This is a genomic window from Mucilaginibacter aquariorum, assembly GCF_024498135.1.
GTDB lineage: Bacteria > Bacteroidota > Bacteroidia > Sphingobacteriales > Sphingobacteriaceae > Mucilaginibacter > Mucilaginibacter aquariorum.
This window is the reverse complement of record NZ_JANHOH010000008.1, coordinates 101,594-128,401: the sequence shown is the minus strand read 5'-3', so window position 1 is coordinate 128,401 and position 26,808 is coordinate 101,594. Positions and strand designations below refer to the sequence as shown.

Genomic DNA, 26,808 nt, shown 5'->3' with positions numbered 1-26,808 from the left:
TATTATTTGTTAAGAAATTCAGGTTTGATATTTACTTGCAAGTAGGCCCAAAACGGGTGCAGGCCTGATGTGCCTGGGGCAATATTTTTAGCATACTCCATACTGCGTGTAGCAGCCATGTAGGATAAGCCGAGGTCGATTCCTGTAAATTTGTTGAGTTTGTAACCTGTAGTAAGGTCAAGCTCTGTGCCCAGGTGTTTTTTAACCGGTTGCCCGCTAATGTCTTTTTGATCTTGCGCCAGCATAAAATAATGGCCGGCCAGTTCGGTGGTGAAACGTTTGCTGGCTGATGTAAACCTTGCCTTTAAGTATGGGTTACTTAGGCCGCCAGTAGGCGATCCGCTTACCGCATAAAAGTAGTCCATGTACCCCCAAAACTTGTGAGGTGTACCATACAATGGATCGAAGCGGTGATTAGTTGTCGAGGTTGAATAGCCATCGTTGCCCGACAGATAATCCCAACCGGCTGTATAACTTAAATTGTTTGGCTTGTAGGTTATTGATGTAGTAAAGGTATAAGCGCTTAGGGCCAAACCATCCTTATCGTGCCCGCCCTGGTAGTAATACCCCCCGGTTAAGGCCAGCTGATTGTTATCCCCAAAAGCAGGATTAACCAATAAACCGGTAGTGTACCGCGTGTTTACTCCTGTTTGATTAAAGCGCTTACCATATATATAACCTTCATCGGCCCCAGAAACATTTTTGACCGAATCAAGGATGTATTTGCCAAACTGATCAGACAGAAAAAGTCCGGATATTTTAGTTTTGTTAAACTTTTTGGCAACATATAAATACTGAAGCGACTTATAATTCTGATTTAAAGCGTTTGTACCGGGCGGATTTAAAAAAGCGGGGCTTCCGTTTTTCGCGCTGATACCGGCGCTATTAATCAAAGGTATCATCCCGGGCGGGGTGTTGGCCAGGTTACCTTTACTGTCTTTTACAGTAGCCGGGATATTTGCAGGTGTATAATAAGTGCCATTGTAGTTAATGGCTTCGGAGCTTTGGTTAAATGCGGCGCCAATATCAAGTTGCCAGCCTTTTTGCAGCAGCTTTAGCACAACAGCATCGTGTCGCCGGGCCTGTGGTAACCAATCAGAGTTACCCAGCAAGCGCTCGTCATCGTAAACCAGTTCCTGCCGACCTATTTTAATAGCAAAATAATCTACGGGTGATGTTTTAAAAGAAGTATCGTTTTTGTTGGATAAGATGAGTTCGGCCCAGGCTTCGTGAAGTCCCAGCTTATTGCCGTCTGCAATGCTGATGGTTGATGCATCCTGGCCCCACAACCTTACATCCTGTATAGATGTATGAAAAATGAGTTTGCTCCATTTGTAATCGAGCGTTAAACGCGTTCGTTGTGAAATAAAAGCTGCGTCCTTATATCCGGTGGTTTGTAATGTTCCGTAACCATCTCTCAACTCGCCCCTTGCCCGCAACTGTGCCGAAATGACAAACTGTGCTTTAGCATTTAAGCTGCAGAAAGATATAATTGTGGATATACCAAGAGCAATAGTGTATTGATTTAATACATTTTTGTACATTTGAGATAGTTTTTTATTTGTTAAAGCAATGAAAACTGTTTAACCCTGTTCGGGAATGCGACCTCCCGGCAGGGCTTTTTATTGGGGTGTAATTATAATTTTATTATCATAGGCTCTTTTTTATTAAAACTTTAATAATTAACTCCTTTTATTATTATAAATATATCCTATTTGATCTAAAATATCAACGAAAAGTTCATTATAAATGAATTTTTATGACTAAAATCATATTTTAAGGTGTTTTTTATTAAAAAAGTAAAAATCAATAGCACACAATTAGGTAAAATATGAAGTTGACAATAATATTTAGCCAAAAAATCAACACTCAATTGATTTAACAGATAAAATAATGGTCAATTTCATCATATAAATAGCATTTAATATAAAAACAAGCTATTTATCTCTATAAAATTGATATATTTTATAAAAAATCACTTCAATTTATCCAAAAGCAAACCTTTAGTATTATCCTTGTAATGTTTTAACAGCATTTTATTACTAAATGATACAAAAAGCCAACACTTGCGATACCAAAAGTTGTTTCATGTGCAAGAATTGCCTACCAGAATGGCATCCTGCCATAGCTGCGAATAAAACAAATTTGAAGGTTAAAAAAGGCGAGGTCATCTTTAAAGAAGGCGATCCGGTAACCGGGATCTACTTTGTTTATACCGGTTTGGTGAAAGTTTACAAAAAATGGGATACCGAAAAGGAATTAATTATCCGTTTTGCAAAGGAAGGCGCAACTTTTGGCCACCGGGGCTTAGGCAACAACAGCACCTATCCGGTATCGGCCGCAGCTATGGAAAATGGGGTGATCTGCTACATTAGCCTGGAGTTTTTTGAGGCCACATTGAAGGTAAACTCCAACTTTACCTACCAGTTATTAATGTTCTTTGCAGACGAGCTACGGGAATCGGAAAGAAAAATGCGTAACCTGGCACATATGCCGGTTAAAGGCCGCGTGGCAGAAGCCCTGGTAGCGTTGCAAAAACAATTTGGAATAAATGCGGATGGTTTTATAAATATCGCCATAAGCCGGCAGGACCTGGCATCGTACTCGGGGGCAACTTATGAAACGGTTTTCAGGATGATCAATGAGCTGGTAAATGATGGACTGATCAGCCTTTCAGCAAAAAGCATCAGGATAAATAATCATGATGCTCTTTCTGTACTTGCCCAGGATATTATGTTCCCGTAATTCAATTCTGTTAAACAATCCCAACATATACCCGCCCGTCAGTCACCTTAATCGGGTACGTTTTTATCTGGTAATCATCCCCGCTTAAACATTCGCCATTGATAAGCGAAAATGTTTTTTTGTGAAAAGGGCAGGCCACTTTTGGGTTACAATCTTCGCCCGTGCTGCCTATCATCCCCCGAGATAATACCATCTGCTGTTTGTGCGGACATAAGTTTTGCGTAGCATACCACTCATTACGGCGGGTAAAGTTATATATCGCTATCTGCTCATCGCCGTGTTTTATACAGGCGCCGCCATTTGCCGGCACATCATCTGTATAACAAGCTAATATCCATTCAATATCTGTTACTGTTTCCATGTTGTTGTTGTTTAGAAGCACACCATATTATTAACTAACCATTACCACTGCGCCTTAACCTGCTGGCGCATAGATTCAAATTTTATATTAGGATCTTTTACTTCGGGGGCATTTACAAAGTGGGCAAAACGCCTGCGCAGATCCGGGTTGTCCACCACTTCTTTCCACTCGCAGTGATAACTGTTTATCAACTGCTGCATTTCTTCTTCCAGCTGCTCCACTATACCCAAACTATCATTTATAACTACATTTTTAAGATAGCTCATGCCACCCTCCATTTTGTTAAGCCACGTTGCTGTACGGGTTAAAGGATCGGCAGTTTTTATATAGAACATCAAGAACCTATCTAAATATTTGATGCATGTTTCGCTATCAATATCAGTAGCCAATAACAGTGCATGCTGTGGCTTAGAACCGCCATTGCCGCATACATATAAATTCCAGCCTTTTTCTGTAGCTATAACACCAAAGTCTTTTGCCTGCGCTTCGGCACATTCGCGGATACAGCCGCTTACCCCGCCCTTAAGTTTATGAGGGGAACGTATGCCTTTATATCTGTCTTCTATTTCAATGGCAAACGATACGCTATCGTGCAAACCAAACCTGCACCAGGTGCTACCTACGCAGCTTTTAACCGTACGCAAAGCTTTGCCATAAGCATGCCCGCTTTCAAAACCGGCATCTATCAATTCTTCCCAAATCTGCGGCAAGTCGTTTACATGCGCGCCAAAAAGATCTATCCGCTGGCCACCTGTTATCTTGGTGTAAAGCCCGTACTTTTTAGCCACCTGCCCAATTACAATAAGTTTATCAGGGGTTATTTCTCCGCCGGGAATGCGTGGCACCACAGAATAGGTACCACCTTTTTGAATGTTAGCCAGATAGCGGTCATTACTATCTTGTATAGTATCTTGTTTAACAATAACATCGTTCCACAAGCTGGATAAAATACCGGCTATTACTGGCTTACACACTTCGCAGCCATCGCCCTTACCAAAATGATCAAGCACCAGGTCGTAATTTTTAACCTTGTTTATTTTAACCAGGTCATACAATTCCTGTCTCGAATAATCAAAGTGCTCGCATATTACATTTTTAACATATTGCCCGTTAGCTTTTAGCGTACCGGTAATCAAATCCTTAACCAAAGGCACACAACCACCACAGCCTGTGCCCGCCTTGGTGCATTTTTTTATACTGTCGATGTTAGTTGCCCCATCGTTTACTGCACAACAAATATCAAGCTTGCTTACCGCTTCGCATGAACATACAAGCGCGTCATCGGGCAAACTCAGTACACCTGCACCCTCTGCAGCCTCGCCCCCGCGCGAACCCAATATCAGGTCTTCGGGATTTGGCGGAAGAACTATTTTATTGTTAACTGTTTGCAGTAAAATATTATAGGCATCGGCGTCACCTATCAATATACCTCCTAACAGGTATTTACCATCGTTGCTAATATTTATTCGTTTGTATACCCCTTTAAAAGTGTCTTCATAAACAAGGGTACGGCAGTCTGGTTCGGTTATAAAGGCATCGCCAAAGCTCGCCACATCAACACCTATTAGCTTTAGCTTGGTGCTCATGTCATAGCCATAAAAGGCTTTACTTCCGCCAGTTAACCAGGCAGCTACAATATCAGCCATTTCATAACCCGGCGCTACCAAGCCATAGATCATGCCTTCGTAAAGCGCGCATTCACCAATGGCAAATATCGATTCATCACTGGTTTGCATCTTCTCGTTCACTATAATACCCCCGCGGGTACCTACATGTAAACCGGCCAGTTTAGCCAGTTCATCGCGTGGACGTATCCCTGCAGATATTACCATCATATCTACCGGCAAGGTGCTATCGTCGTTAAACTTAAGCGCCTCTATTTTCCCTTCGCCAATAAAACTCGCAGTGCTTTTATTCAGATGAATATTTAGTCCCAGGCTTTTTAACTTAGATGCCAGCATGCCGCTCCCCGCAGAATCTATTTGCCTCGGCATTAAGCGGGGTGCAAATTCAATAACATGGGTTTCTTCAATACCAAGGTCAATAAGAGCCTTTGCAGCTTCGAGCCCTAAAAGCCCGCCACCCATAACCGCGCCCACTTTAGCGTTTGCCGAATAAGCTTTGATCAGATCAAGATCTTCAATGGTACGGTAAACAAACACGCCTTCTTTCTCTACCCCCGGAATATCGGGCACAAAAGCCGAGGAACCGGTTGCCAGCACCAGGTAATCGTATTTTAAGGTTGTTCCGCTTAATGAATGGATTGTTTTTTCGGCACGATTTATTTCCTGAACAGGATCGTTAAGATATAAGGTAATCCCATTATCAGCGTACCAGGAACCTGATGAGAGTGAAAGATCATCGGCAGATTTACCGTTGAAGTATTCGCTCAAATGAACCCTATCGTAAGCTATGCGGGATTCCTCGCCAAAAACAATAATATTAAAATGAGATGATTTGGCTATCAGCTTTTCACAAAACTTATATCCTACCATGCCATTGCCTACAACTATAATGGTTTGTTGTGACATATCCGTTTTTTAATTTGTTAAAGCAATTTTTTTATACACAAATGCATTTTGTTGCGACCGAAATGCATTTACATAACAATATTAACAATTATTTGATATAAATCATATTAAATCGAGATAAATTTTAACAAATTCATTAATTTTTATGATATTTATAATAAAACATCATTATAATACGCTACTTTTATTATAATTTACATATAAAAACACAATACATAGTTAACATTTAAATAAATAACGGTATTTATTCATTAAAAAAGTGTTTAAATTGATATTAAACATCATAAATACCATAGAATTATGGAAAATATTAAGATTATTCCTGAATTATTCGTCCTGGGGGCAGGCCCAGGCGATCCTGAACTGATCACAGTTAAAGGATATAAGCTTTTACAGCAAGCGGAAGTGATATTATATGACAACCTTGCTAATAAGGACCTGCTGGCTATTACCAAGGAAAGCTGCGAGAAAATATACGTGGGAAAACAGCCATACGGCAATTTTACCCCGCAGGAGACCATACATGAAATGATAAAACATTATGCTTTCACTAAAGGAAAAGTAATAAGGCTAAAGGGTGGCGATCCATTTATTTTTGGCAGGGGATTTGAAGAAATTATCTATGCCCGGCAGCATGGCATAAAAACACACTTTATACCGGGCATTACCAGCATGCAGGCATCCGGGTTACAGGATATACCATTAACACACCGGGCTATTAGCGAAGGGGTATGGATGATAACCGGCACAAAAAAAGATGGCTCCTTATCTGCCGACTTAAAATTGGCCATGCAAAGCAATGCTACCGTTGTTATATATATGGGCATGAAACAAATTGACGCTATTACGGCAACCTACTTGGAAGAAAACAGGGGTAATACACCTGCAGCCATAATTCAGCATGCATCATTACCGCATGAAAAATGCGTTAAGGGCTTGGTTAAAGATCTGCCCGAAATGGCTGCCAAACATCAATTAACTTATCCGGCTATTATTATAATAGGAGAAGTAGCGGGATTGGAAACACAAATAAACATATTTAACGAAGTAAAATAATATGAAAATTCGCATTAAAGGAAATTCGTTGCGCTACAGGCTTTCAAAATCGGACGTAGACCGTTTTAATAAAGAAGGCTACCTTGAAGAGGTCACAGATTTTGGCGGGCAGCAGCTTACCTACGCGTTACAGCGCTATACTTTACCCAATTTAGCCGCCACGCTGCAAGACAATACTATAACTTTGTTTATGCCGGCACCTATGGTTCATGAATGGGTTGCAACAGAAAAAGTAGGTTTTGAGTATACCGATAGCCACTTGTACCTATTGGTTGAAAAAGACTTTCAATGCCTGGATAACGTGGCCGAAGATCAAAGTGACAATTACCCAAATCCGCTGATGACTTGTTAGTAAAAACTATTCCACGCTTACGGTGAGGCCTTCCTGTTGTAGTATTTTACGGTAAACTTCCATCTCGGTAAAAGAGCCTTCTAATACAGCACATTTACCCTCGTTATGAACTTTCCATGCAATTTTTTCAGCCTGTCCTTCGGTGTAATCCAGGTATTTCATCATGCAATGGATAACGTGTTCAAAGGTATTATGGTCATCATTCCATAAAATAAGGCGGTGCATCTCTTTAAGCCCGGCCATTAGCTCTTCAAAGGTGAGCGTTTGTTCCTGTATTTCGGTTGGCATATGTATCAGCAAATTTACTCAAAAACAGTAATAAATATGTTAAAATGATGTTTATCGTTTTATAAAAATTACACGCAACATACTTATCCTTAACAAATCACAAAATGAGACGTAGCATCTCCCTGCTTCTGATTACAATAACAGCCATAACAGCTGCAAATGCACAATCAAAACAAACCCCAAATTTATTGCCACCACCGGCAAACCTTGTAATTGATGGCAACCTTAGCGATTGGGGCGACAGCCTGCGGTATCATAACGAGGAGAAAAACTTAGACTACACTTTGGCTAATGATCATGAGAACCTTTATGCGGTTATCTGTATCAACGACCGGTTAGAACAGGCACGTGTATTAAACGCGGGTATAACTTTAAGTATAGATACACATGGTAAAAAGAAAGAAACTTTTAGCATGACCTTCCCGCTACGCTATCCCGGAACTCCGGCACCTGCCTTTACGGGCATGAAAGATGATGGCGGCGAAGTAACCAAAGAGGAACGTGACGAGCTAATGCGCGAACGTATAACCAGCCTTAGAAGCATAAAAATGACCGGCTTTAAAGATATTGAAGGTGAGATGATCACTACATCAAACACCTATGGCATTAAAACAGCTATTGATTATGATGCTGCCGGTAACCTTGTATACGAAGCGGCTATACCGCTAAAATTTTTCCATGCTGATGATATAGCTAAAAGTGAATGGGCATTCAACTTCAAAATAAACAGCTTACAAAAACCCGAGCATAATGCTGAAGGCGGCAGCACACAAGGTAGTGGTGGCAGCCGTGGCGGTATGGGTGGCGGTGGCCGTGGTGGAATGGGCGGCGCAGGGGGAATGGGTGGCGGCCGCGGCGGAAGAGGCAGCCGTGGTGGTGGCATGAGTCGTGGCGGTGATACCGGCAACGCCAGTCGTGGCGAGATATTTAAATCAATTGATTTTTGGGAGAAATTCTCGTTAAGTAAAAATTAAGATCATGTCTTATCAAGAATTCGCCGTGCGAATTCTTGACTCTTGACTCTTGACTCTTGACTCTTGACTCTTGACTCTTGACTCTTGACTCTTGACTCTTGACTCTTGACTCTTGACTCACTTTACATTATACCTAAATACCTGCCTGCCAATATTACCTTCATTATCAACACCTTCTATAACCACACGATAGGTGCCATTACTGCCTGCATTATTAAATTCCATTGATGCCTTACCGCCTGTTGTCACCACATCTGGTTTCCAAAATATGGTAGTAAGCAGATCAGCCAACTTTTCCCTGGTTTTGGCATCATATCGCGGCGAATAAAAAGTGCGTGCCTTATATATGCCTTTCGGCTGATAAGGTGTTATACCTTTGCCAAAGGTCTCCGGGTAATAGGTAGGCTCATCGCCACGTTTGGTAGTAACTATTAAAACGCCATTACCGCCCCTGCCGCCATAAATACCGGTTGTACCTACATTGCGCAATACCTCTACCGATTGTACATCATTAATATTGAGGCTATTCATAAAGCCGGCATCACTATACATCCCATCAATTATAACAAGCATACGCCCCCCTCCCCGGGTTGTTATCGGCACCCCATTGCGGAACAGCACACCTAGCAAGCGCCCCTGCAGGCAATCAGATAAGCGTATACAGCCATAGTTAACCAGATCTTTACTTAATAAAATCTGATCGGCATTGCCGGGGCCATTTAAATTTGCTGAATGCTTGAGTGCATTTCGCTTCTCCCTTATTTGTACCTCCCGTAAACTTATTACATGGTTACCCAGGCCATATTTCATTTGTTCGAAATATAATTGCTTGTTGTTTTGCGCGTAGGCCGTAACACTGCTACCTGTATTTACATCAAAATCAGCGGTGTTCTTATAATCAGAAGCGGGTGGCGGTGGTATAGTGTCCATCTTTATCACTACATCCTTTTTATTTTTGGCAGTACGTGCCTGTATTAAAAATTTAAGGCTGTCTGCATATATTATATCTTTAAATGCGAAACGCCCGTTTGCATCAGTAACAGCATCTACCTTAAGTAATCCGTCATCAAAATTTATCAATTCTACCTTGCCATTTACTACGGGGCCTCCAGACGGCGTTGTAACCCTGCCAGATATGGTAAAAGTAGTTTCTCGCGGATAACGATTGGGGGATTGGGTTTCGCTCTGCACGTTCTTCCATTCAAACCGGCGATATCCCTGCGTTAACATTAGCGCATCCAGCTCGGCGTTGGTTTTATCGTTAACATCGTTGAAGTAATAGGCAGGTTGTTCAACATAACCTTTCAAATCTGATGTAAGCAGCAGATTAGCCAGGATATTATTTTCGTTATTCTCATTAACCGGCACCTTGGTTTCATCAACTACAGATACAGAGAAGCTACCTACTGCTGCTTTACCTTCACTGTCTTTAGCATCAATGTTCAGCTTAACCTTTTGCCTTGGCGAATAGCTTTGGTTATCTGCAGTTACTGATAAATTTAACCTATCTGCCGGGTTTTGGATAAATACAAGTCGCTCGTTTAGTGGCTCGCCTGTTGAGGAAAACAAGGTGAATTGCGCTATACCAGAAGGAAATTTATTTTTTGGCACAACGGCCGAAAATTGATTACTACCAGGTTTACTTTTAGCTGCATAATATATTTTGCCGGCACTTTGAGCAACCAGACTAAAGTCATTACCAGTTTGTTTTGAAGTAACCGTTACTTGTAAATTTTGAGCATCAGGTGAGGAAACATTAAGGACATACCCCTTATCGGCAGCTTTTGGCAGCCCTGCCGAACTTTTTGACCCATCAGGATAAATAATCTCTGCCTTATAGGTTTTGCCCTGCTGCGGGGTAAATTCAAATACGCCCATCCCCAGGTGCGAGGTATTCATGGTGCCCACTTTGTTACCTGCATTATCTACAATGCTCCCTTTTATATCAACCCCCAAACCATCCGTACCAATGGCTTTAAAGGCTATTTTGGTGGCTATACCATTCACCATATTGCCACCTTCCGGGAAAAACTGAACATCGGCCCCACCGGCCATTGCCCGTATAGGCGTACTCTTGTGTACAATGTTTCCTTTTGATATGGCTAAGCCGGTAACTATGCGACCCCTGCTTAGCAAGGCCGGGTTATCCCCCGCAAAGCTCAGGTGCAGGTTACCTTCATTATCGGTAATACCTTTACCTTTTGTTACAACAGCATTATTTAATAATACCGTATAATTAACCGTATTGCCCACATAAGCTACCCCGTTTATATCGCTATAACTTATAGTTGTGTTAATAACATTCTGCCCGTTTTGGGCCGCGTGATCAAAGGTTGTTTTTGTAAAAACTTTATTGGTTATTACGTTACCTATGCTTATCGCCTTATCAAAAATATATTCGCTGCCATAATTTTGCATGTATTGGGTATAAGCCCGGATGCGGTAATTGCCCTCGTGCAGGGTATCGGGCAGGGCGAAATCGCCAAAGGCAAGCCCATTCTTTAATTGCAACTTCAGGCTTTGCTTAATGCTATCCTGCCCATCAATCAATTCTACATTTAAAATACCGCTATCGGGCTGTAAGCGATGCAAAGGGCCTGTAATTACATAGGCTTTAAACCATATATCATCGCCGGCGGTATAATATGGCTTATCAAGATGTAGGTGTACTTTTTCTATCGGATGATTATCCGTCCATTTTTCCAACTGGCGTTGGATCCTGGTAATGATATCATCATCGATACTAAAACTATAAATACCGATAATGCCGATGGCTACTAATAGCCCTGCAAAGAAACGTTTATAGGCCATAATTCACAGATAAATCACATTAATAAACAATGCTAACAGATTATTGTGATTACCTATAGCATTAAAACTTATTCTTCCACATCATGCTCTCAACAGGGCGCGTTGTTGGGTTATTATACTTCGCGTTGCTTTTGGTATTGTATAAGGTCGCTATTTCGCCTTCAACAACAAAATATATCAACTGGCCAATAGGCATGCCTGCATATATCTTAACCGGTTGCGCGCATGATATCTCCAGCGTCCAGGTGTTACAAAAACCTACATCGCCTTTACCGGCGGTGGCATGTATATCAATACCCAATCTGCCCGTGCTCGATTTTCCTTCTAAAAACGGCACATGCTTATGTGTTTCGGTATATTCTACAGTCACACCTAAATATAGTGTATTCGGCTGCAGTATAAAGCCTTCTTTAGGTATCTCAAAACCAATTATCTCGTTATGCAGCTTAGCATCCAAAACCCTGTCTTTATAAGTTGCCAGGTGTTTGCCCAAATGCACATCGTACGAGTTTGTACCCAGGCATTCCGGCTTAAATGGCTCAATTATAATGGTTCCTTTTTCTATTTCTTCGAGGATGCGTTTGTCTGATAAAATCATAAGTATATTGCTGCCCTAAATTATAATTAATTGGCCTAACTGCCAATAATTATTACGCGCCCTGCCAGGTATAAAACAACAAAGTCGCCTGTACAAATTGTACAATGCGACTAAATTGAACCACTGGTTGGTGGTATTCACTTACAATATTTCCTAACCCAGGTTTTTAAATATGCTTTTGAACCTGTATGCTTTTTGTTGTGTTATTAGCTACACGCTGCTTCATGCAGCCTTCTGTTATGGCTACGGCTAATAAAACAGCGGCTGCTATGTATATCTTCTTCATTGTGTGTTAATTGCGATAAAAACTGTTTATCTAATAGTATGACGTACGTTTTACCCGATTAGTTACAATCAAAAAAATATCGTTTATTATTATATTTAGCTGATATAAATTGGCAACCTTTTTTGCAATTTTACCATTCATGGCAATAGCGTACCGACAACAAATTGATGATGATACAGAATTTGCGCTGTGGAAGATAGAGGAAACTGCCGACGAGCTATATAAACAGCTGCAGCTGGACGAAACCGAAAAGGCCTACACCAAAAAATTAAGCAAGAGCAAGCGCTACCTGCACTGGCTGGGCACACGCGTATTGCTGCGTAAAATGCTGCGTACCGAAGAATATATCGACAGCAAGGTTGATAGCCATGGCAAACCTTATCTGGTGAGCCTACCCTACCATATATCACTTAGCCACTCGTTTGATTATGCCGCGGTAATGATAAGCAAAACCAGCCCTGTTGGTATTGATATTGAACAAGTGAAAGAAAAGGTGGAACGCATTGCCCATAAGTTTATGCGCCCTGAAGAAATAGCTTTTATTGAGGACCGCCATAAAATTCAGCAGCTGTATGTATGCTGGTGCGCTAAAGAGGCTGTATATAAATGTTACGGCCAAAAGGAAGTATCATTTGCCGATAATATATCTTTGCTGCCGTTTACCTTTCAGCACCATGATATGCTGCAGGCTAAATTGCATAAAGGCGAAGTAAACATAGATTACGAAGTTGGCTACCTGCAGTACGAAGATTATATGATAGGATACGTGAAGGGATAATAATGAAGAACAAAAAAGTAATTTTTCAGGATTGGGGGCTTACAGATTACCAGGTAGCATGGCAACGCCAGGAAACGCTGTTCGGTGAAACTGTTAAGCTAAAAACCGAGATACGTAACCGTACGCTTGTACTTGCCGAAGGCGATCCCGGGTTCGATGATACCCTTACACCCAACTATCTTGTTTTTTGCGAGCACCCGCATGTATATACCTTAGGCAAAAGCGGCAAAGCCGAACATTTACTACTGGATGAACAGGGCCTTAAAGATAAAAATGCCGTTTATTATCCCGTTAATCGTGGCGGTGACATTACCTACCATGGCCCCGGCCAACTAGTGAGCTACCCTATTTTAGACCTCGACAATTTTTTTACCGATATACACCTTTACCTGCGCACGCTGGAAGAAGCCGTTATCCTTACCCTTGCCCATTATGGCCTTAAAGGTGAGCGCTACCCCGGCTATACAGGCGTTTGGTTTGATGCCGATAACGATAACGCCCGAAAGATCTGCGCTATGGGTGTACGCTGTAGTCGCTGGGTTACCATGCACGGGCTATCATTTAACGTAAATACCGATCTTGATTATTTTAAGAACATAGTTCCCTGCGGTATTGATGATAAGGCGGTAACCTCAATTGAACTGGAACTGGGCCAAAAGGTTGATATAAACGAAGTTAAAGAAATCCTAAAACATCATATTTCCGTACTTTTTGGTATGGAGATGATTTAATGAGGATAATTACAATATTATTTTTGATTGGCACTCTGGCGGCTGCCTGCACAAAAGCACCAAGCCAGCAACCCACGGTAAAAACCATTGATAACCATATGCCCATTTCCGACTCACTAACATACCTGGCACTGGGCGACTCGTACACCATTGGCGAAGCCGTTCCGCAGGAGCAATCCTTCCCCTATCAATTGGTGCATAGCCTTAATGCAACCAATCATTTTGTTGAGAAACCCGAGATCATAGCCGTAACCGGCTGGACCACCGGCGACCTTAAAAAAGGTATAACATCCCGCGACTTAAAAAACCACCAATATAATATAGTAACCCTGCTTATAGGTGTAAACAACCAGTACCGCGGCTATAGTAAGGAAGATTACCGTACCGAATTTATTGAGCTATTAAATACGGCCATTAGCTATGCGGGCGGCAACAAGCAACATGTATTTGTTCTATCCATACCCGACTGGAGTGCTACCCCCTTTGCCAAGGCCAATGGGTTTGACCTTAACAAAGCAAGTACCGAGATAGACCTGTTTAATGCCATTAATAAGCAGGAAACCGAGGCCGCAGGCGTAGCTTACGTAGATATTACCCCTTCGTCTCGCCAGGCGGTAAACGACTACAGCTTGATTGCTAACGATGGCCTGCACCCAGCCGGCCGCATGTATAGCTTGTGGGTAAACCAGTTGCTGCCAGTGGTAAATTCACAGGTGAAATATTAGAATTTACATTTAATCCGGATGCTTATCTTTAAAATAATTACCAACCATCATGGGAACAGTAAAAATAAAACGGATCTACGAGCCCTTTGATAAGCAGGACGGCGTGCGGATATTGGTTGACCGTTTGTGGCCGCGCGGCGTAAAGAAGGAAACAGCTCATCTTGATGAATGGATGAAAGCAATTGCCCCTTCTACCGAATTGCGAAAATGGTTTAATCACGATAAGCCCAAATGGGACGAGTTCCAACTAAAGTATACGCATGAGCTTACGCAAAATGATGCGGTCAAAAACCTGCTTGATCTTGTAAAAAAGCACAAAACAATTACCTTGCTCTACGCCGCCCACGACGAGCAACATAACCACGCTTTGGTTTTACAAGAACTTATAGATAAAGTGCTTAAGTAAGCTCCTAACACTCCGGTAAGCTGATAGGGATATTTATTGCCAGCCCACCATCTGATGTTTCTTTGTATTTGGAGTTCATATCCTGGGCAGTTTGCCACATTGTGCGCACTACGGCATCAAGGCTTACCTTGGCTTTATCCGGGTTGCTTTGCAGGGCCAACTGGCTCGCGGTGATAGCTTTTATAGCCCCCATGGTGTTACGTTCTATACAGGGCACCTGTACAAGGCCGCCAATAGGGTCGCAGGTCATGCCCAGATGGTGTTCCATGGCTATTTCGGCTGCCATTAGTACTTGTCGCTGACTGCCGCCTAAACACTCAGTAAGTGCTGCCGCTGCCATAGCAGATGATACGCCAATTTCGGCCTGGCAGCCACCCATCGCCGCGGATATGGTAGCACCTTTTTTAAAGATACTGCCTATTTCAGATGCGGTAAACAGGAACTGGATTATCTTTTGCTCATCAAAGCCATCACAAAAGGATATATAATATTGCAGCACCGCGGGTATAACACCGGCAGCACCATTGGTTGGTGCCGTTACTACACGGCCAAAAGAGGCATTCTCTTCGTTCACAGCCAGCGCGAAACAGCTTACCCAATCTAATATATTCTGAAAACTGTTACCGGTTTGGCGCATGGCCTGTACCCATTCGTTATAGTTGGTATACGTTTGATTTTTTAACAAGCGTTTGTTTAATGCCGATGCGCGGCGGGCAACATTAAGACCGCCGGGAAGGTTCCCCGCGGTGTGGCAACCCCGGTACATGCACTCGCGCATTACCTTAAATATATTGAGCACGCCGCTGCGGGTTTCTTGTTCAGATCGCCAGGCAAGCTCATTCTCCATCACCACCTCGGATATTTTGAGGCCCGTTTTTATGCACCAGTGCAGCAGGTCACCGGCGGTATCAATTGGGAACGGCAGGTCAACTTCGATTTTATGATGGCTCTGCACGCCTTCCTTTACCACAAATCCGCCGCCTATTGAATAGAACGTGGCCGATACAGCGGTTTCGTTACTCAAAAAAGCCTGGAAGGTTACCGCGTTTGGGTGGTAAGGCAGGCTCTCGGTAAACAGAAATAGCATATCATCTTCAGCAAAGAAACTAATCTCTTTACTTCCGTTTAAAAGCAGTTTATGGGTATTGTTTATACCGGCTATTTTGGTGTCTATTTTATCCACCTCAAAGGTTACCGGGTCGTCGCCGCTAAGGCCAAGCAGTATGGCAATATCGGTACCGTGACCCTTGCCTGTTTTAGCGAGCGAGCCATACAGGAGTATTTTTATTTCGACAACGAGTGGCAATACCTCTTGCTGCTGCAACAGATCAACAAATTGCTGCGCGGCACGCCATGGCCCAAGCGTATGTGAGCTTGATGGGCCTATGCCTATCTTGAACATATCAAATACAGAAATTTGCTCTCGTTGTTGCATCAATTTTAGAGATTGGATATTAGCGATACGATATTGGTAAAATTACGCAATTGAGCGCAGAGATTTGCAGTTTACTTACATCCCCGGCAGTTTTATTCCGGCGGCTTTTAAGTCGTTAACTATTGTCTCCTGCAGTACTATTTTGGTATTCAAAAAATTTGCAGGGTCAACCCATACCCTTACGGTAAAACGCATGCCATCGGCTTCCAGCAGCAATACACCTACCCGGGTAGCGGGTTCCTCTAAAACATTAGGAGTTTGTTTTATGGCATTTGCTAAAATGCCTTTTACCTGCTCAATATCTACAGCAAAACCCAGCTTAAAATCTACATCAAGGCGGCGTTTACCCTGGCGGGTGATGTTGGTTATTACCTCGTTAAACAGCTTACCGTTTGGTATGATAACGGTTTTATTATCAGCAGTAAGTATTTCGGTATAAAACAGCTGTATAGCCTGTACGCGGCCGTCTTGCCCCTGGGCAATTATATGGTCGTCAATCTCGAATGGTTTTAACAGTAAAATCAACACCCCGCCTGCAAAATTTTGCAATGTGCCTGATAATGCCAAACCTGCAGCCACACTTAAGGCACCAATAACTGTACTGATAAATGTAAGCTGAAAGCCTACAACATTAAATACGGTTATAATTAATACCGCATATAAGGCGGTGATAGACAGGCTTAGAAAAAATGGCTGTAAAGATGAATGGATCTCCCTTTTACTCATCCGCCGGGTAAGGCTCGATTTAATGAATGCAATAGCCCAAAGGCCGAAGAAAAAAAGGATTATTCCGAACAGGTAACGCGGCCCATTATTTACTAGCCAAACGTGAAGGGTATGATAAAATTCTTTAAGCTCCATAGATAGAAGCCAAAATTAAGATTTTTTAATTAACTATACAGGGTTACAAACAGCTCGGGGCCTTTAAACAAAACCCACTCTACAATGCGGCTGTGTATGTGCTTCCTGTTTTTTACTATCTGTTTCATGCCAGCATATAATCAAATGCTGTGCCTATTCGCCCAAACGATAATAATGTTACATAAAATTAATATAAGCGCCGATAACGGTTAACTAAATGCTAATTATTCGATTTTAAACCCCACCGCACTATCCAGAAAAAAGGGAAGGGGTTTATAAACAAAGAACCCCTGTCTATAAAAATAGACAGGGGTTCCTGATATTATATGAGGGGTATTACATCATACCGCCCATGCCGCCGCCGCCCATTGGTGGCATGCCACCTTTGTCGTCATCTGGCTCGTCTGCCAACACACACTCGGTGGTTAACAACATAGCCGCGATAGAAGCTGCGTTCTCTAATGCTACGCGGCCTACTTTAGTAGGGTCGATAACACCCGCGCCAATTAAGTTTTCGTATTTATCAGTACGTGCATTGTAACCAAAGTCACCAGAACCTTCTTTAACTTTTTGTACAACTATTGAACCTTCAATACCCGCGTTATCGCAGATCTGACGTAATGGCTCTTCAATAGCACGACGGATGATCTGGATACCAGTGTTCTCATCTTCGTTAGCACCTTTAAGATCTGCCAAAGCAGCAACCGCACGGATGAAGGCAACGCCACCACCTGCAACAATACCTTCTTCAACAGCCGCACGGGTTGCATGTAAAGCATCGTCAACACGGTCTTTTTTCTCTTTCATTTCAACTTCAGAAGCAGCACCAATGTATAATACTGCAACACCGCCAGATAATTTGGCTAAACGTTCCTGAAGTTTTTCTTTATCGTAATCAGATGTAGTAGTTTCGATCTGCGCACGGATCTCGCCAACACGGCCTTTGATCAAATCATGATCACCAGAACCGTTAACCAGGGTAGTGTTATCTTTATCGATAGTGATTTTTTCTGCCTGGCCTAACATCGAAAGGTCTGCGCTTTCTAATTTGTAACCACGCTCTTCAGATATTACAGTACCACCTGTTAAAACAGCGATATCTTCTAACATTGCTTTACGGCGATCGCCAAAGCCTGGTGCTTTAACAGCAGCAACTTTCAGCGAACCGCGAATTTTGTTAACTACCAAAGTAGCTAATGCTTCGCCGTCTAAATCTTCAGCAATAATTAAAAGTGGTTTGCCTGTTTGTACTTGTTTCTCCAGGATAGGAAGTAATTCCTTCATTGAAGAGATCTTTTTATCGTAGATAAGGATGTATGGGTTTTCTAACTCAACTTCCATTTTATCTGAATTGGTAACAAAGTACGGAGAAAGGTAACCACGGTCAAACTGCATACCTTCAACAGTTTTAACTTCAGTTTCGGTACCTTTTGCTTCTTCAACAGTGATAACACCTGATGTACCAACTTTAGCCATAGCTTCGGCTATTAACGCACCAATAACTTCATCGTTATTAGCAGATATAGCAGCTACTTGTTTTATTTTGTTGTTGTCTTCGCCAACGGTTTGTGATTGCGTTTTTAAGTTTGCAACTACTGCTGCAACCGCTTTATCAATACCGCGTTTCAAATCCATTGGGTTTGCACCGGCTGCAACGTTTTTAATACCTGCAGTAACAATAGCTTGCGCTAAAACGGTGGCAGTAGTAGTACCATCACCTGCAATATCAGCAGTTTTTGATGCAACTTCTTTAACCATTTGTGCACCCATATTTTCAATAGGGTCTTTAAGTTCAATTTCTTTAGCTACAGTAACACCATCTTTAGTAACAGCTGGTGAACCAAACTTTTTATCGATAATTACGTGACGGCCTTTAGGACCTAATGTAACTTTAACCGCATTAGCTAAAATATCAACACCACGCTTTAAAGCGTCACGTGCCTCAACATTATATTTAACTTGTTTTGCCATGTTTTTTTTAATTATTGAATTATTGAGTTAGTGAATTAGCGATTTACTTTTTCACGTTCCCAATAATTGTTTGTTTTGTTTTTTAAGTTTCGTTTTTAATCGCCGAAAGAATAAATCACTAATTCATTCCTTCACTAATTCACTAATTAGTTTAATACTGCGTAAATGTCAGATTCGCGCATGATAAGGTATTCCTTACCATCGATGGTGATCTCGGTACCTGCATATTTACCATATAAAACTTCGTCACCAACTTTAACGGTCATAGGGATAAGGGCGCCTGATGCATCGGCATACCTACCAGGGCCAACAGATACGATGGTTCCTTTTTGTGGTTTCTCCTGTGCTGTTTCCGGGATGTAAATACCAGAAGCGGTTTTGGTTTCTGCAGCAGCAGCTTCAACAACCACTCTGTCTGCACTTGGTTTAATGTTTAATGACATAGTAATACTATTTTGATTTTATAATTTTAAGTTTTCGTTAATGCTTTTCACATCAATTATGCCAAGCAGCAAAATTTTTATGTATTGGCATGTTTACTGTTTTATTGTCACCTTTTTTGGGTGACGTTACAACATGCTAATATGAACTTAATGCACGAGTGCCATCATGTCAGTAACGGCATTTTCAGCAAAAAAGGCTTTGGAGTAGTCCAAAGCCTTTTTAAATATTCTTAAAAACAACTTACGGTTTTTTCTGGGTTGGTGTTGGGGTTGCAGGCGTGTTTAATGGTGCCGTTGCCGGGGTTGCAGATGGTTTAGACGCTTTTTTAATTTGCTCCATTAATTGAGGATCCTCGCTTTTTTGCGCACCACCTTTAACAGATACATTAATAATAAGCGATAAAACCATAATGCTGATAGCCAGCACCCAGGTACCCTTTTCTAAAAAATCGCCGGTTTTTTGTACGCCCATTAATTGTGACGAACCCGAAAAATTTGATGCTAAACCGCCGCCTTTAGGGTTTTGGATTAATACGATCAGCCCTAAAAGGACACATAAAATGATCGTGATGATGATTAAAACTAAATACATTTCTTATTATATCAATTGGTTTTCTTTTCTAACTGTTCAATCTGGGCAGCAAAGTAAAGCTTTTTTTCCGGGAATTTCAATACCAATTTTTTATAAGTGGCTATCGCTTTATGATATAGCATCTGATCAGTATATATACGGGCCAGTGTTTCCGTTACCAGTTCGTCCTGGTCTTCCGAGCTTTTCTTTGCTTTATTCTCATTATCCAGCTTATCTGCCGACAGGGGCTTTATCTGCGGTTCGGTGTGTATGAAACGTTCTATAATGATATCTTCTTTTTTACTGTGGTCAAATTCTACCTTAGCGTCGGCATCCCTATCCACACCACCTGCCGATGTAAGGCTGAATATATTTTCGTAATACTGTTGCTGCAATTCATCAGCAGTACTCATTTTTGAAGGGATGGCAGTTTCGTTTCCAACAAAGTTATCAGCTTTATCTGCGTAAGGCTGAAAAGTACCGGCATGCTCTTTACGGGTTTTATTAAGCCACCACATAAAGGTATAAGGCATTTTATCATCATCGTAACGCGAAACTTCCTGCGTTTCGGCAGCTGGCCCGGTTACGGTTTGCGGCTGCTCTGCTGTGTTTGATGGCTCTGCAGATGCGTTAGCATTACGCAATTCATCAAGTTTTTTATCAAACCTCAAATAATCAGCATTCACTATACCCCCTAATATAAGGCGCTCTTCCTGTTCGTTAATACTTCTTTCGGCTGGCTGAACAGGCTCGGGAGCAGCTTCCGGCTGATGGAACAATACAAACGATGCCTCTTCTTCTTCGGGGCCCATTACAACATTAGGGTCGCTAAATCTTGCTTCGGTAAGAGGCTCGGCAGGGGCAGTATATTCTTCGCTCGCGATAGCCTCAAAACCAATATCTTCTATACTCACTATCTCGTCATAAACCTCATCCTCAATATCATGATGCGGATATTCCGGCTCTGGTGATAAGTTTTCTGCCTCCGGCTCGTCTTGAGTAACAGGTTCTTCAACTATTTGCGCCTGTTCGTTAGCCGGGTAATACTCACTAACCGGTTCTTCAATTACAATTCCTGTTTTAACTTCCTCGGTTTCGTTATTAACTTCTGCCGGTTCGGTTATTTCTTTACCAGCCTCTTCAATTACCGGCGCTTCTGTTACCTCTTCGTAAGCTTCAGCCTGATACGCGTCTTGCACCGTCTCCGTTTGTGGCTCGTCGGCTACAATAACTTCTTCCTGCGTATTATTATTGTTTTGGTGATTGATGTAGATGTTATCTGCCAAAGGGAGGATGCTCGCGTTGTTAACTACCGCCAGGTCTTCGGGGTGGTTAATCAGTTTGTGCAGGGTACGTGGGTTATAATAAACCGCGGCCTTGCTTAATTGCTGCTTATTGCCTGCGCGGGCAAGCAACACCTGTAATACCCCGCTTTGCGGATTATCAAGAACCAAACGCTCCAGGCTTTGGGTATATGACGAACCTGTGTCGGCCGGATTGGCCAGCAAGTCCCATAAAATTTCTTTTTGCCTGTTATCTAAGTATTGATCCACCTGGTTGTTAAAAATAATTGCCTATTAATTCCAATTGGCAAAGGCTCTGTTAAAAATATCGTCTGTTAACTGCTTAACTATGTCCTGTATCAAATTCTGTTCCTGTGCTGTACTTTCGCCTGTAAATTCTTTGTATTTAGTGAACGGCTCTTCAAAACTAAGCTTTTTATCGGCTTCGTATACATATTTTACGTTAACCGTTATGGTTAAACGGCTTGCCCCTGCAATTGGCGGGGCGTTATTATTTGTAGCCTGTATAGAAACCGGCGCTATACTGTAGCCGATGATAGCTCCGCTCATGGTAGCGTTTGCTTCGCCACGTACAATGCTTATATTGGTTTGCGTACGGATACGGTTTTTTAATGCTTCGGTAAATGTTTGGCTTAAAGTGCTCACTACAAGCGGTGCATTATTTTCAAAAAACTGTATATCTATTGTTTTCAGATCGGGGGGTATAGATGCGCCGTTAAGTGAAAGTTTATACGCACACGATGCCAGAAATACACTACCGGTACCCGCAGTTACCAGACTTAAAAATTGCCTTCTCCTCATTTATATCTATAAATCTAATTCTTTTATTTTGCGATACAAAGTCCTTTCTGATATACCCAGCTCATTGGCGGCAAGCTTGCGTTTGCCCTTATGCTTTTTAAGCGCTTTACGTATCAGGTCAGATTCTTTTTCGATCAGCGATAACGATTCTTCAACCTCTTCGGCCTCTTGCGTTAAGTTATAATCTGTATTACTATTGCCCGCGTTATTGTTAACGGGCTGCTGCAGGGTAAATTGTGTATCGTGATTAGTAGTTGGCAATTCAATATCGCGGTACAGTTGGGTTATGGCCTGCGAGTTATGCTGATAGTTTGTGCTGACGCCGCCATGCTCAATAATATCAGCAACCAGCTTCTTCAATTCCACCATATCGCGTTTCATATCAAACAGTACTTTATACAGGATATCCCTTTCAGAAAAATCCTCTTTTGGTTGATTATCCAGGCGCATAGGCAGGTTGCTCCTGCTGGCTTCATGCGGGATATAGGTTAGCAAGGTTGCTGCTGTTATTACACGGTCGCGCTCTAAAACGGCTAACTGCTCGGCCATGTTTTTTAACTGGCGAACGTTACCCGGCCACGAGTAGTTGATAAGCACCTGCTGTGCCTCGTCGTCCAGCTGGATGGGCGGGGTGCGGTATTTATCAGTAAAATCTGCCGTGAATTTACGGAATAGCAAAAATATATCTTCTTTCCTGTCGCGCAGTGGCGGGATCCGTAATGGAACGGTATTTAACCGATAGTAAAGATCCTCCCTAAACCTGCCTGCTTTTACAGCATCGTAAACATCAACATTGGTTGCGGCGATAACACGTACGTTAGTTTTTTCTACCTTTGATGAACCCACCCTTATATACTGGCCCGATTCTAAAACACGCAGCAAACGTGCCTGCGTACCCAGGGGCATTTCGGCAATCTCATCGAGGAATATGGTACCACCATTAACGGTTTCAAAATAACCCTTGCGTTCGCCGATGGCGCCTGTATAAGCACCTTTTTCGTGACCAAAAAGTTCCGAATCAATGGTACCCTCAGGGATAGCGCCGCAGTTAACCGCAATGAACGGCCCATGCTTACGCGGACTCATCTGATGAATGATGTGCGAAAAAACCTCTTTGCCGCTACCACTCTCGCCGGTAATTAATACCGAGATATCAGTAGGCGAAACCTGGTTCGCAATATTTATAGCCCTGTTCAACAACGGCGAATTACCGATGATGCCAAAACGTTGTTTAATTTCTTGAATATCCATAAGCCCCCTAACCCCCTGAAGGGGGAACTGTGTTTATAATTTTTTATTTATATGCCCCAGCTTTGTTAATCAAAAGCTCCCCCTTCAGGGGGCTGGGGGCTAAACTATCTTACCTATCAACGTTGCCGAGGTAGTCCTCTCCACCAATACATTTACATATTGCCCTGGCTTGTAATTTTCACTTACCGGGAATATCACCATCGCATTCTGGTCACTTCGGCCGCAATAATCTTTGTCAGATTTTTTAGAGTATCCTTCTATCAGCACCTTCTCTATTTTGCCAATTCGTGCCTGCATCCGGTAAAAAGAATATTCCTGCTGCTTGGCTACAATTTGTGCTAAACGGCGTTGTTTAATATCTTCAGGGATATCATCTGCATAACGTTTAGCCGCTAAAGTGCCCGGCCTTTCGCTATATTTAAACATGTAAGCAAAATCATACTTTACGTAATCCATCATGGTTACGGTATCGTTATGCTCCTCTTCTGTTTCGGTGCAAAAACCGGTGATCACATCCGTTGATATAGCACACTCAGGGATTATCCTGCGGATAGCATCTATCCTGTTCATGTACCATTCGCGGTCATAAGTACGGTTCATGATATCCAGTATACGGCTGTTACCGCTTTGCACCGGCAGGTGTATATAATTGCAAATGTTCTCGTATTTAGCAATGGTATGCAAAACTTCGTCGGTTATATCCTTAGGGTGTGATGTGGAAAAACGCACACGCAGCTCCGGACTAACCAATGCAACCATCTCTAACAGGTTGGCAAAGTTTACAACGGTAATTTCATCGCCAACTGCTAAAGCTTCACCGCCTTTGGCTAATTGTCCGCTCCATTTGTATGAATCAACATTTTGACCCAACAAGGTTACTTCGCGGTAGCCCTTATCAAAAAGATCTTTACACTCTGCTACAACAGAATAAGCATCACGGCTACGCTCGCGGCCGCGGGTAAATGGCACCACGCAGAACGAGCACATATTATCGCAACCACGCATAATAGATACAAAGGCATTAATGCCATTGCTGTTTAACCTAACCGGGCTAATATCCGCATAGGTTTCTTCGCGGCTAAGCAATACGTTAACCGCACGCTGGCCACTATCAACCTGTTCTATTAAGTTTGGCAGATCGCGGTAGGCATCAGGGCCAACCACAACATCAACCAGTTTTTCTTCTTCTAAAAATTTGGCTTTTAAACGCTCGGCCATACAGCCCAATACGCCAACCACCATACCTGGGTTTCTAAATTTAGCACCGGCAAATTCTTTTAACCGGTTACGTACGCGCACCTCAGCATTCTCACGAATGGAACAAGTATTTATAAATACCACATCGGCATTATTAAAATCTGATGTGGTTTCAAAACCTTTCTCGGCTAATATCGAAGCTACTATTTCACTGTCAGAGAAGTTCATGGCACAGCCATAGCTTTCAATATAAAGCTTACGGCCATTATGTTTACCAACAGGCTCTAATACTAAAGCCTCGCCCTGCCTGCTCTCATCATGCACTTTATCCGGAATAAGCAAATCCATTGTCATCTAAAAAATTGAACAGCAAAAATACATAATTTTTATATAATGATGTGACAGTTTGTCAGCGTTTAACAATTTTTGGTTTTTGTTGTTACAATAAACGATTGGCCACCATATGGTTGCTTAAAAACAAATAATTATGAGAATAAATAATGGCTGTTAAATTTTTAAAGCACAGGTGGCAAAGAATACTGCTCATTGTACTGGGTGTATTGGTTATAATAATACTGATACCCGCATTATTTCTTAATAGCTATTTAGCCCCAAAGCTTTCGGGCAAAGTAAAAGAGGCTGTTTTAAAGGGAACTGATAGCCTTTACACCATCAACTACAGCGATCTTGACCTGAATGTATTGCAGGGCAAAGCAGTCCTTTATGATATTACATTTAAGCCTGATACAGCTGTTTATAAACAGCTGAAAAAGCGGGGCGCAGCGCCAAATAATTTATATGAATTGCATGTAAAGCGCCTGTACATATCAAACGCGCGGGCATTTGAGCTGTATTTTAAAAAGAAGCTAAATATTGGTCGCATCACTTTAAACTCTCCCGAAATACAGATCAGCAAGTATTCGGACAAGGATACCGATACAGCTAAAAAAGACAAACGCACCCTTTACCAAAAGATCTCAAAAAGCTTAAAGCTGGTGCATGTAGGCGAGATACTTTTAACCGATATAAATTATAAGCAGAGGGATTATACAGGCCCAAAAGTTGCTGTATCTCAACTAAGGGAAATGGATTTAAAGGCTACAGATTTGCTGATAGATTCGGCTACACAAACAGATACTTCGCGCTTTTTATTTTGTAAGGACATTACTACCGAATTAAAAAACTACAGCAGTAAAGCCGCCAGCGGCCTATATACTTTTAAGGTTAAATCCGCCAAACTATCTACCCAAACAAAAAAGCTTACCATAACCGGGTTAGACCTAAAACCAGCAGACCGCACTGTGTTCTTTCAGAAAAGCAAAAAAGATCGCTTCACCCTGCATCTTGAAAACATAACGCTGAATAATTTCGATTATATCACCTATCAAAAATCGCAAAATATTGATATCAAAAAGATAGTGATAGATAAAGGATTTTTTGAAGTGTTCAGCAACTATAATGGCCGGCTTAAAACTACCGACAGGCTGGTAACCTTCCCGCACTGGGCCATACGCCATGCTATTAAAACTACCCTAAATATTGACACGCTCGACTTGAAGCGCATGAACTTTATGTATTCGCAGCTTAATAAAACATCGAAAAAGTTTGGGCATTTAAAATTTGATAATATAAGCGGTAGATTCCGCAACCTAACCAATCGCAAGGAAGACCTGAAGAAGAACAACCTGGCCACCGCAAATATTACCAGTTATTTTATGGGCAAGGCAAAGTTCGATCTGCATTTTGTGTTTAACCTTAACGATGCTACTTACAATTACGCCTACAAAGGCCATCTTGCCCCAATGAACTTAAGCGATATTAATCCCGTTCTATTGCCCCTGTCAATGGTTAGGATGACGTCGGGTAGGGTAAGCAGCTTTGATTTTGATGTTCACAGCACCCAAAGGGTATCTAAAGGAACCGTATCCTTTTTATATAAAGACCTGAACGTTGATGTATTACGACCTGATTACACCAAAAAAACCCTGATCAGTGCCCTCGCCAATACCGTAATTTTAAAACACGACAACCCGGATGATGGCGACAAAACACCCAGACTGGCCAATGTTGTATACATCCGCCCTGCAAACTTCGCGTTTTTTAAAACAGTTTGGCATGTACTGCTCAACGGCATAAAAAACTGTGCGGGCATAGGCCCGGCCCAGGAGAAAAAGCTTAGTCAGCAAACTGATACCGATGACAAAAAGGAACTGGAAAAAATTGTTAAAAAAGCCGTAAAAGAAAAGGAAAAAGAGGATAAGAAATTTAAAGAGAAAGTGAAGGAAAAGAAAGAGGGGAAGAAGAATTAAATAAAAAGCGTTCACGTTCACGG

The 26,808-nt window shown here is 42.0% G+C and carries 24 protein-coding genes; 9 read left to right on the top strand and 15 right to left on the bottom strand.

All coding sequences use genetic code 11. From position 1 onward, the window contains the following. Positions 1–2 precede the first annotated feature (2 nt). The gene (locus NPE20_RS21545; RefSeq protein WP_256540775.1) at positions 3–1,544 is read right to left on the bottom strand and encodes an alginate export family protein; all 1,542 of its coding nucleotides are present in this window, start codon (positions 1,542–1,544) and stop codon (positions 3–5) included. Between the two features lie 601 nt (positions 1,545–2,145). Between NPE20_RS21545 and NPE20_RS21540 the strand changes: the two genes are divergently transcribed. Continuing rightward, positions 2,146–2,745 carry a Crp/Fnr family transcriptional regulator gene (locus NPE20_RS21540; RefSeq protein ID WP_256540774.1) on the top strand — a complete coding sequence of 200 codons (600 nt, stop codon included), beginning with the start codon at positions 2,146–2,148 and terminating at the stop codon, positions 2,743–2,745. A gap of 10 nt (positions 2,746–2,755) precedes the next feature. On the opposite strand, the gene nirD is transcribed toward NPE20_RS21540, so the two are convergent. Both nirD and nirB read right to left on the bottom strand, forming a co-directional pair. Further along, the gene (gene nirD, locus NPE20_RS21535; protein WP_256540773.1) at positions 2,756–3,106 is read right to left on the bottom strand and encodes a nitrite reductase small subunit NirD; all 351 of its coding nucleotides are present in this window, start codon (positions 3,104–3,106) and stop codon (positions 2,756–2,758) included. A gap of 41 nt (positions 3,107–3,147) precedes the next feature. Beyond that, positions 3,148–5,637 (bottom strand): nitrite reductase large subunit NirB, encoded by a 2,490-nt coding sequence (gene nirB, locus NPE20_RS21530; protein WP_256540772.1) that lies wholly within the window; start codon positions 5,635–5,637, stop codon positions 3,148–3,150. Positions 5,638–5,937: 300 nt separating this feature from the next. On the opposite strand from nirB, the gene cobA reads away from it, so the two are divergent. Together cobA and NPE20_RS21520 are read left to right on the top strand one after the other, a co-directional pair. Then, positions 5,938–6,693 carry a uroporphyrinogen-III C-methyltransferase gene (gene cobA / locus NPE20_RS21525; protein ID WP_256540771.1) on the top strand — a complete coding sequence of 252 codons (756 nt, stop codon included), beginning with the start codon at positions 5,938–5,940 and terminating at the stop codon, positions 6,691–6,693. Between the two features lies 1 nt (position 6,694). After that, complete coding sequence (locus tag NPE20_RS21520; RefSeq protein ID WP_256540770.1) at positions 6,695–7,045, top strand: DUF7009 family protein; 351 nt, start codon at positions 6,695–6,697, stop codon at positions 7,043–7,045. 6 nt (positions 7,046–7,051) lie between these two features. Here NPE20_RS21520 and NPE20_RS21515 read toward each other — a convergent pair whose 3' ends face one another. Beyond that, a complete protein-coding gene (locus NPE20_RS21515) occupies positions 7,052–7,333 on the bottom strand; it encodes an ATP-dependent Clp protease adaptor ClpS (RefSeq protein WP_256540769.1) in 282 nt (93 codons plus the stop codon). Between the two features lie 104 nt (positions 7,334–7,437). Here NPE20_RS21515 and NPE20_RS21510 point away from each other — a divergent pair, with 104 nt between their 5' ends. After that, positions 7,438–8,307: a hypothetical protein gene (locus NPE20_RS21510; protein WP_256540768.1), complete on the top strand. Its 870-nt coding sequence runs from the start codon at positions 7,438–7,440 to the stop codon at positions 8,305–8,307. A gap of 117 nt (positions 8,308–8,424) precedes the next feature. Here NPE20_RS21510 and NPE20_RS21505 read toward each other — a convergent pair whose 3' ends face one another. Both NPE20_RS21505 and dcd read right to left on the bottom strand, forming a co-directional pair. Then, a complete protein-coding gene (locus tag NPE20_RS21505; RefSeq protein WP_256540767.1) occupies positions 8,425–11,118 on the bottom strand; it encodes a TonB-dependent receptor plug domain-containing protein in 2,694 nt (897 codons plus the stop codon). A 61-nt stretch (positions 11,119–11,179) separates the two neighbouring features. Next, a complete protein-coding gene (gene dcd, locus NPE20_RS21500; protein WP_256540766.1) occupies positions 11,180–11,716 on the bottom strand; it encodes a dCTP deaminase in 537 nt (178 codons plus the stop codon). Positions 11,717–12,141: 425 nt separating this feature from the next. Between dcd and NPE20_RS21495 the strand changes: the two genes are divergently transcribed. Genes NPE20_RS21495 through NPE20_RS21480 form a run of 4 tightly spaced genes read left to right on the top strand, consistent with a single transcriptional unit; the run spans position 12,142 to position 14,642 of the window. Beyond that, complete coding sequence (locus NPE20_RS21495) at positions 12,142–12,780, top strand: 4'-phosphopantetheinyl transferase family protein (protein ID WP_256540765.1); 639 nt, start codon at positions 12,142–12,144, stop codon at positions 12,778–12,780. A gap of 2 nt (positions 12,781–12,782) precedes the next feature. Next, a complete protein-coding gene (lipB, locus tag NPE20_RS21490) occupies positions 12,783–13,511 on the top strand; it encodes a lipoyl(octanoyl) transferase LipB (RefSeq protein WP_256540764.1) in 729 nt (242 codons plus the stop codon). After that, positions 13,511–14,236, top strand: coding sequence for an SGNH/GDSL hydrolase family protein (locus NPE20_RS21485; protein ID WP_256540763.1), 726 nt, complete (start codon positions 13,511–13,513; stop codon positions 14,234–14,236). The genes lipB and NPE20_RS21485 overlap by 1 nt, the downstream gene beginning before the upstream one ends. A 49-nt stretch (positions 14,237–14,285) precedes the next feature. Then, positions 14,286–14,642 (top strand): DUF488 domain-containing protein, encoded by a 357-nt coding sequence (locus NPE20_RS21480; protein ID WP_256540762.1) that lies wholly within the window; start codon positions 14,286–14,288, stop codon positions 14,640–14,642. Positions 14,643–14,646: 4 nt separating this feature from the next. On the opposite strand, the gene NPE20_RS21475 is transcribed toward NPE20_RS21480, so the two are convergent. The 9 genes from NPE20_RS21475 to miaB form a co-directional block, all read right to left on the bottom strand. Further along, the gene (locus NPE20_RS21475) at positions 14,647–16,077 is read right to left on the bottom strand and encodes an L-serine ammonia-lyase (RefSeq protein WP_256540761.1); all 1,431 of its coding nucleotides are present in this window, start codon (positions 16,075–16,077) and stop codon (positions 14,647–14,649) included. 75 nt (positions 16,078–16,152) lie between these two features. Continuing rightward, entirely contained in the window at positions 16,153–16,938 is a 786-nt protein-coding gene (locus NPE20_RS21470; RefSeq protein WP_256540760.1) for a mechanosensitive ion channel family protein, read from the bottom strand. A 336-nt stretch (positions 16,939–17,274) separates the two neighbouring features. Continuing rightward, positions 17,275–18,909 (bottom strand): chaperonin GroEL, encoded by a 1,635-nt coding sequence (gene groL / locus NPE20_RS21465; protein WP_256540759.1) that lies wholly within the window; start codon positions 18,907–18,909, stop codon positions 17,275–17,277. Between the two features lie 146 nt (positions 18,910–19,055). Further along, entirely contained in the window at positions 19,056–19,352 is a 297-nt protein-coding gene (locus tag NPE20_RS21460; protein ID WP_256540758.1) for a co-chaperone GroES, read from the bottom strand. Positions 19,353–19,593: 241 nt separating this feature from the next. Then, positions 19,594–19,944: a preprotein translocase subunit SecG gene (secG, locus tag NPE20_RS21455; protein ID WP_256540757.1), complete on the bottom strand. Its 351-nt coding sequence runs from the start codon at positions 19,942–19,944 to the stop codon at positions 19,594–19,596. Positions 19,945–19,955: 11 nt separating this feature from the next. Further along, positions 19,956–21,476 (bottom strand): hypothetical protein, encoded by a 1,521-nt coding sequence (locus tag NPE20_RS21450; RefSeq protein ID WP_256540756.1) that lies wholly within the window; start codon positions 21,474–21,476, stop codon positions 19,956–19,958. 24 nt (positions 21,477–21,500) lie between these two features. Next, on the bottom strand, positions 21,501–22,028 hold the full coding sequence (lptE, locus tag NPE20_RS21445) for an LPS assembly lipoprotein LptE (RefSeq protein WP_256540755.1): 528 nt from the start codon (positions 22,026–22,028) through the stop codon (positions 21,501–21,503). Positions 22,029–22,034: 6 nt separating this feature from the next. After that, a complete protein-coding gene (locus NPE20_RS21440) occupies positions 22,035–23,279 on the bottom strand; it encodes a sigma-54 interaction domain-containing protein (protein ID WP_256540754.1) in 1,245 nt (414 codons plus the stop codon). Positions 23,280–23,378: 99 nt separating this feature from the next. Beyond that, a complete protein-coding gene (miaB, locus tag NPE20_RS21435; RefSeq protein WP_256540753.1) occupies positions 23,379–24,824 on the bottom strand; it encodes a tRNA (N6-isopentenyl adenosine(37)-C2)-methylthiotransferase MiaB in 1,446 nt (481 codons plus the stop codon). A 152-nt stretch (positions 24,825–24,976) separates the two neighbouring features. On the opposite strand from miaB, the gene NPE20_RS21430 reads away from it, so the two are divergent. Then, positions 24,977–26,785, top strand: coding sequence for a hypothetical protein (locus NPE20_RS21430; RefSeq protein WP_256540752.1), 1,809 nt, complete (start codon positions 24,977–24,979; stop codon positions 26,783–26,785). Positions 26,786–26,808: the final 23 nt, after the last annotated feature.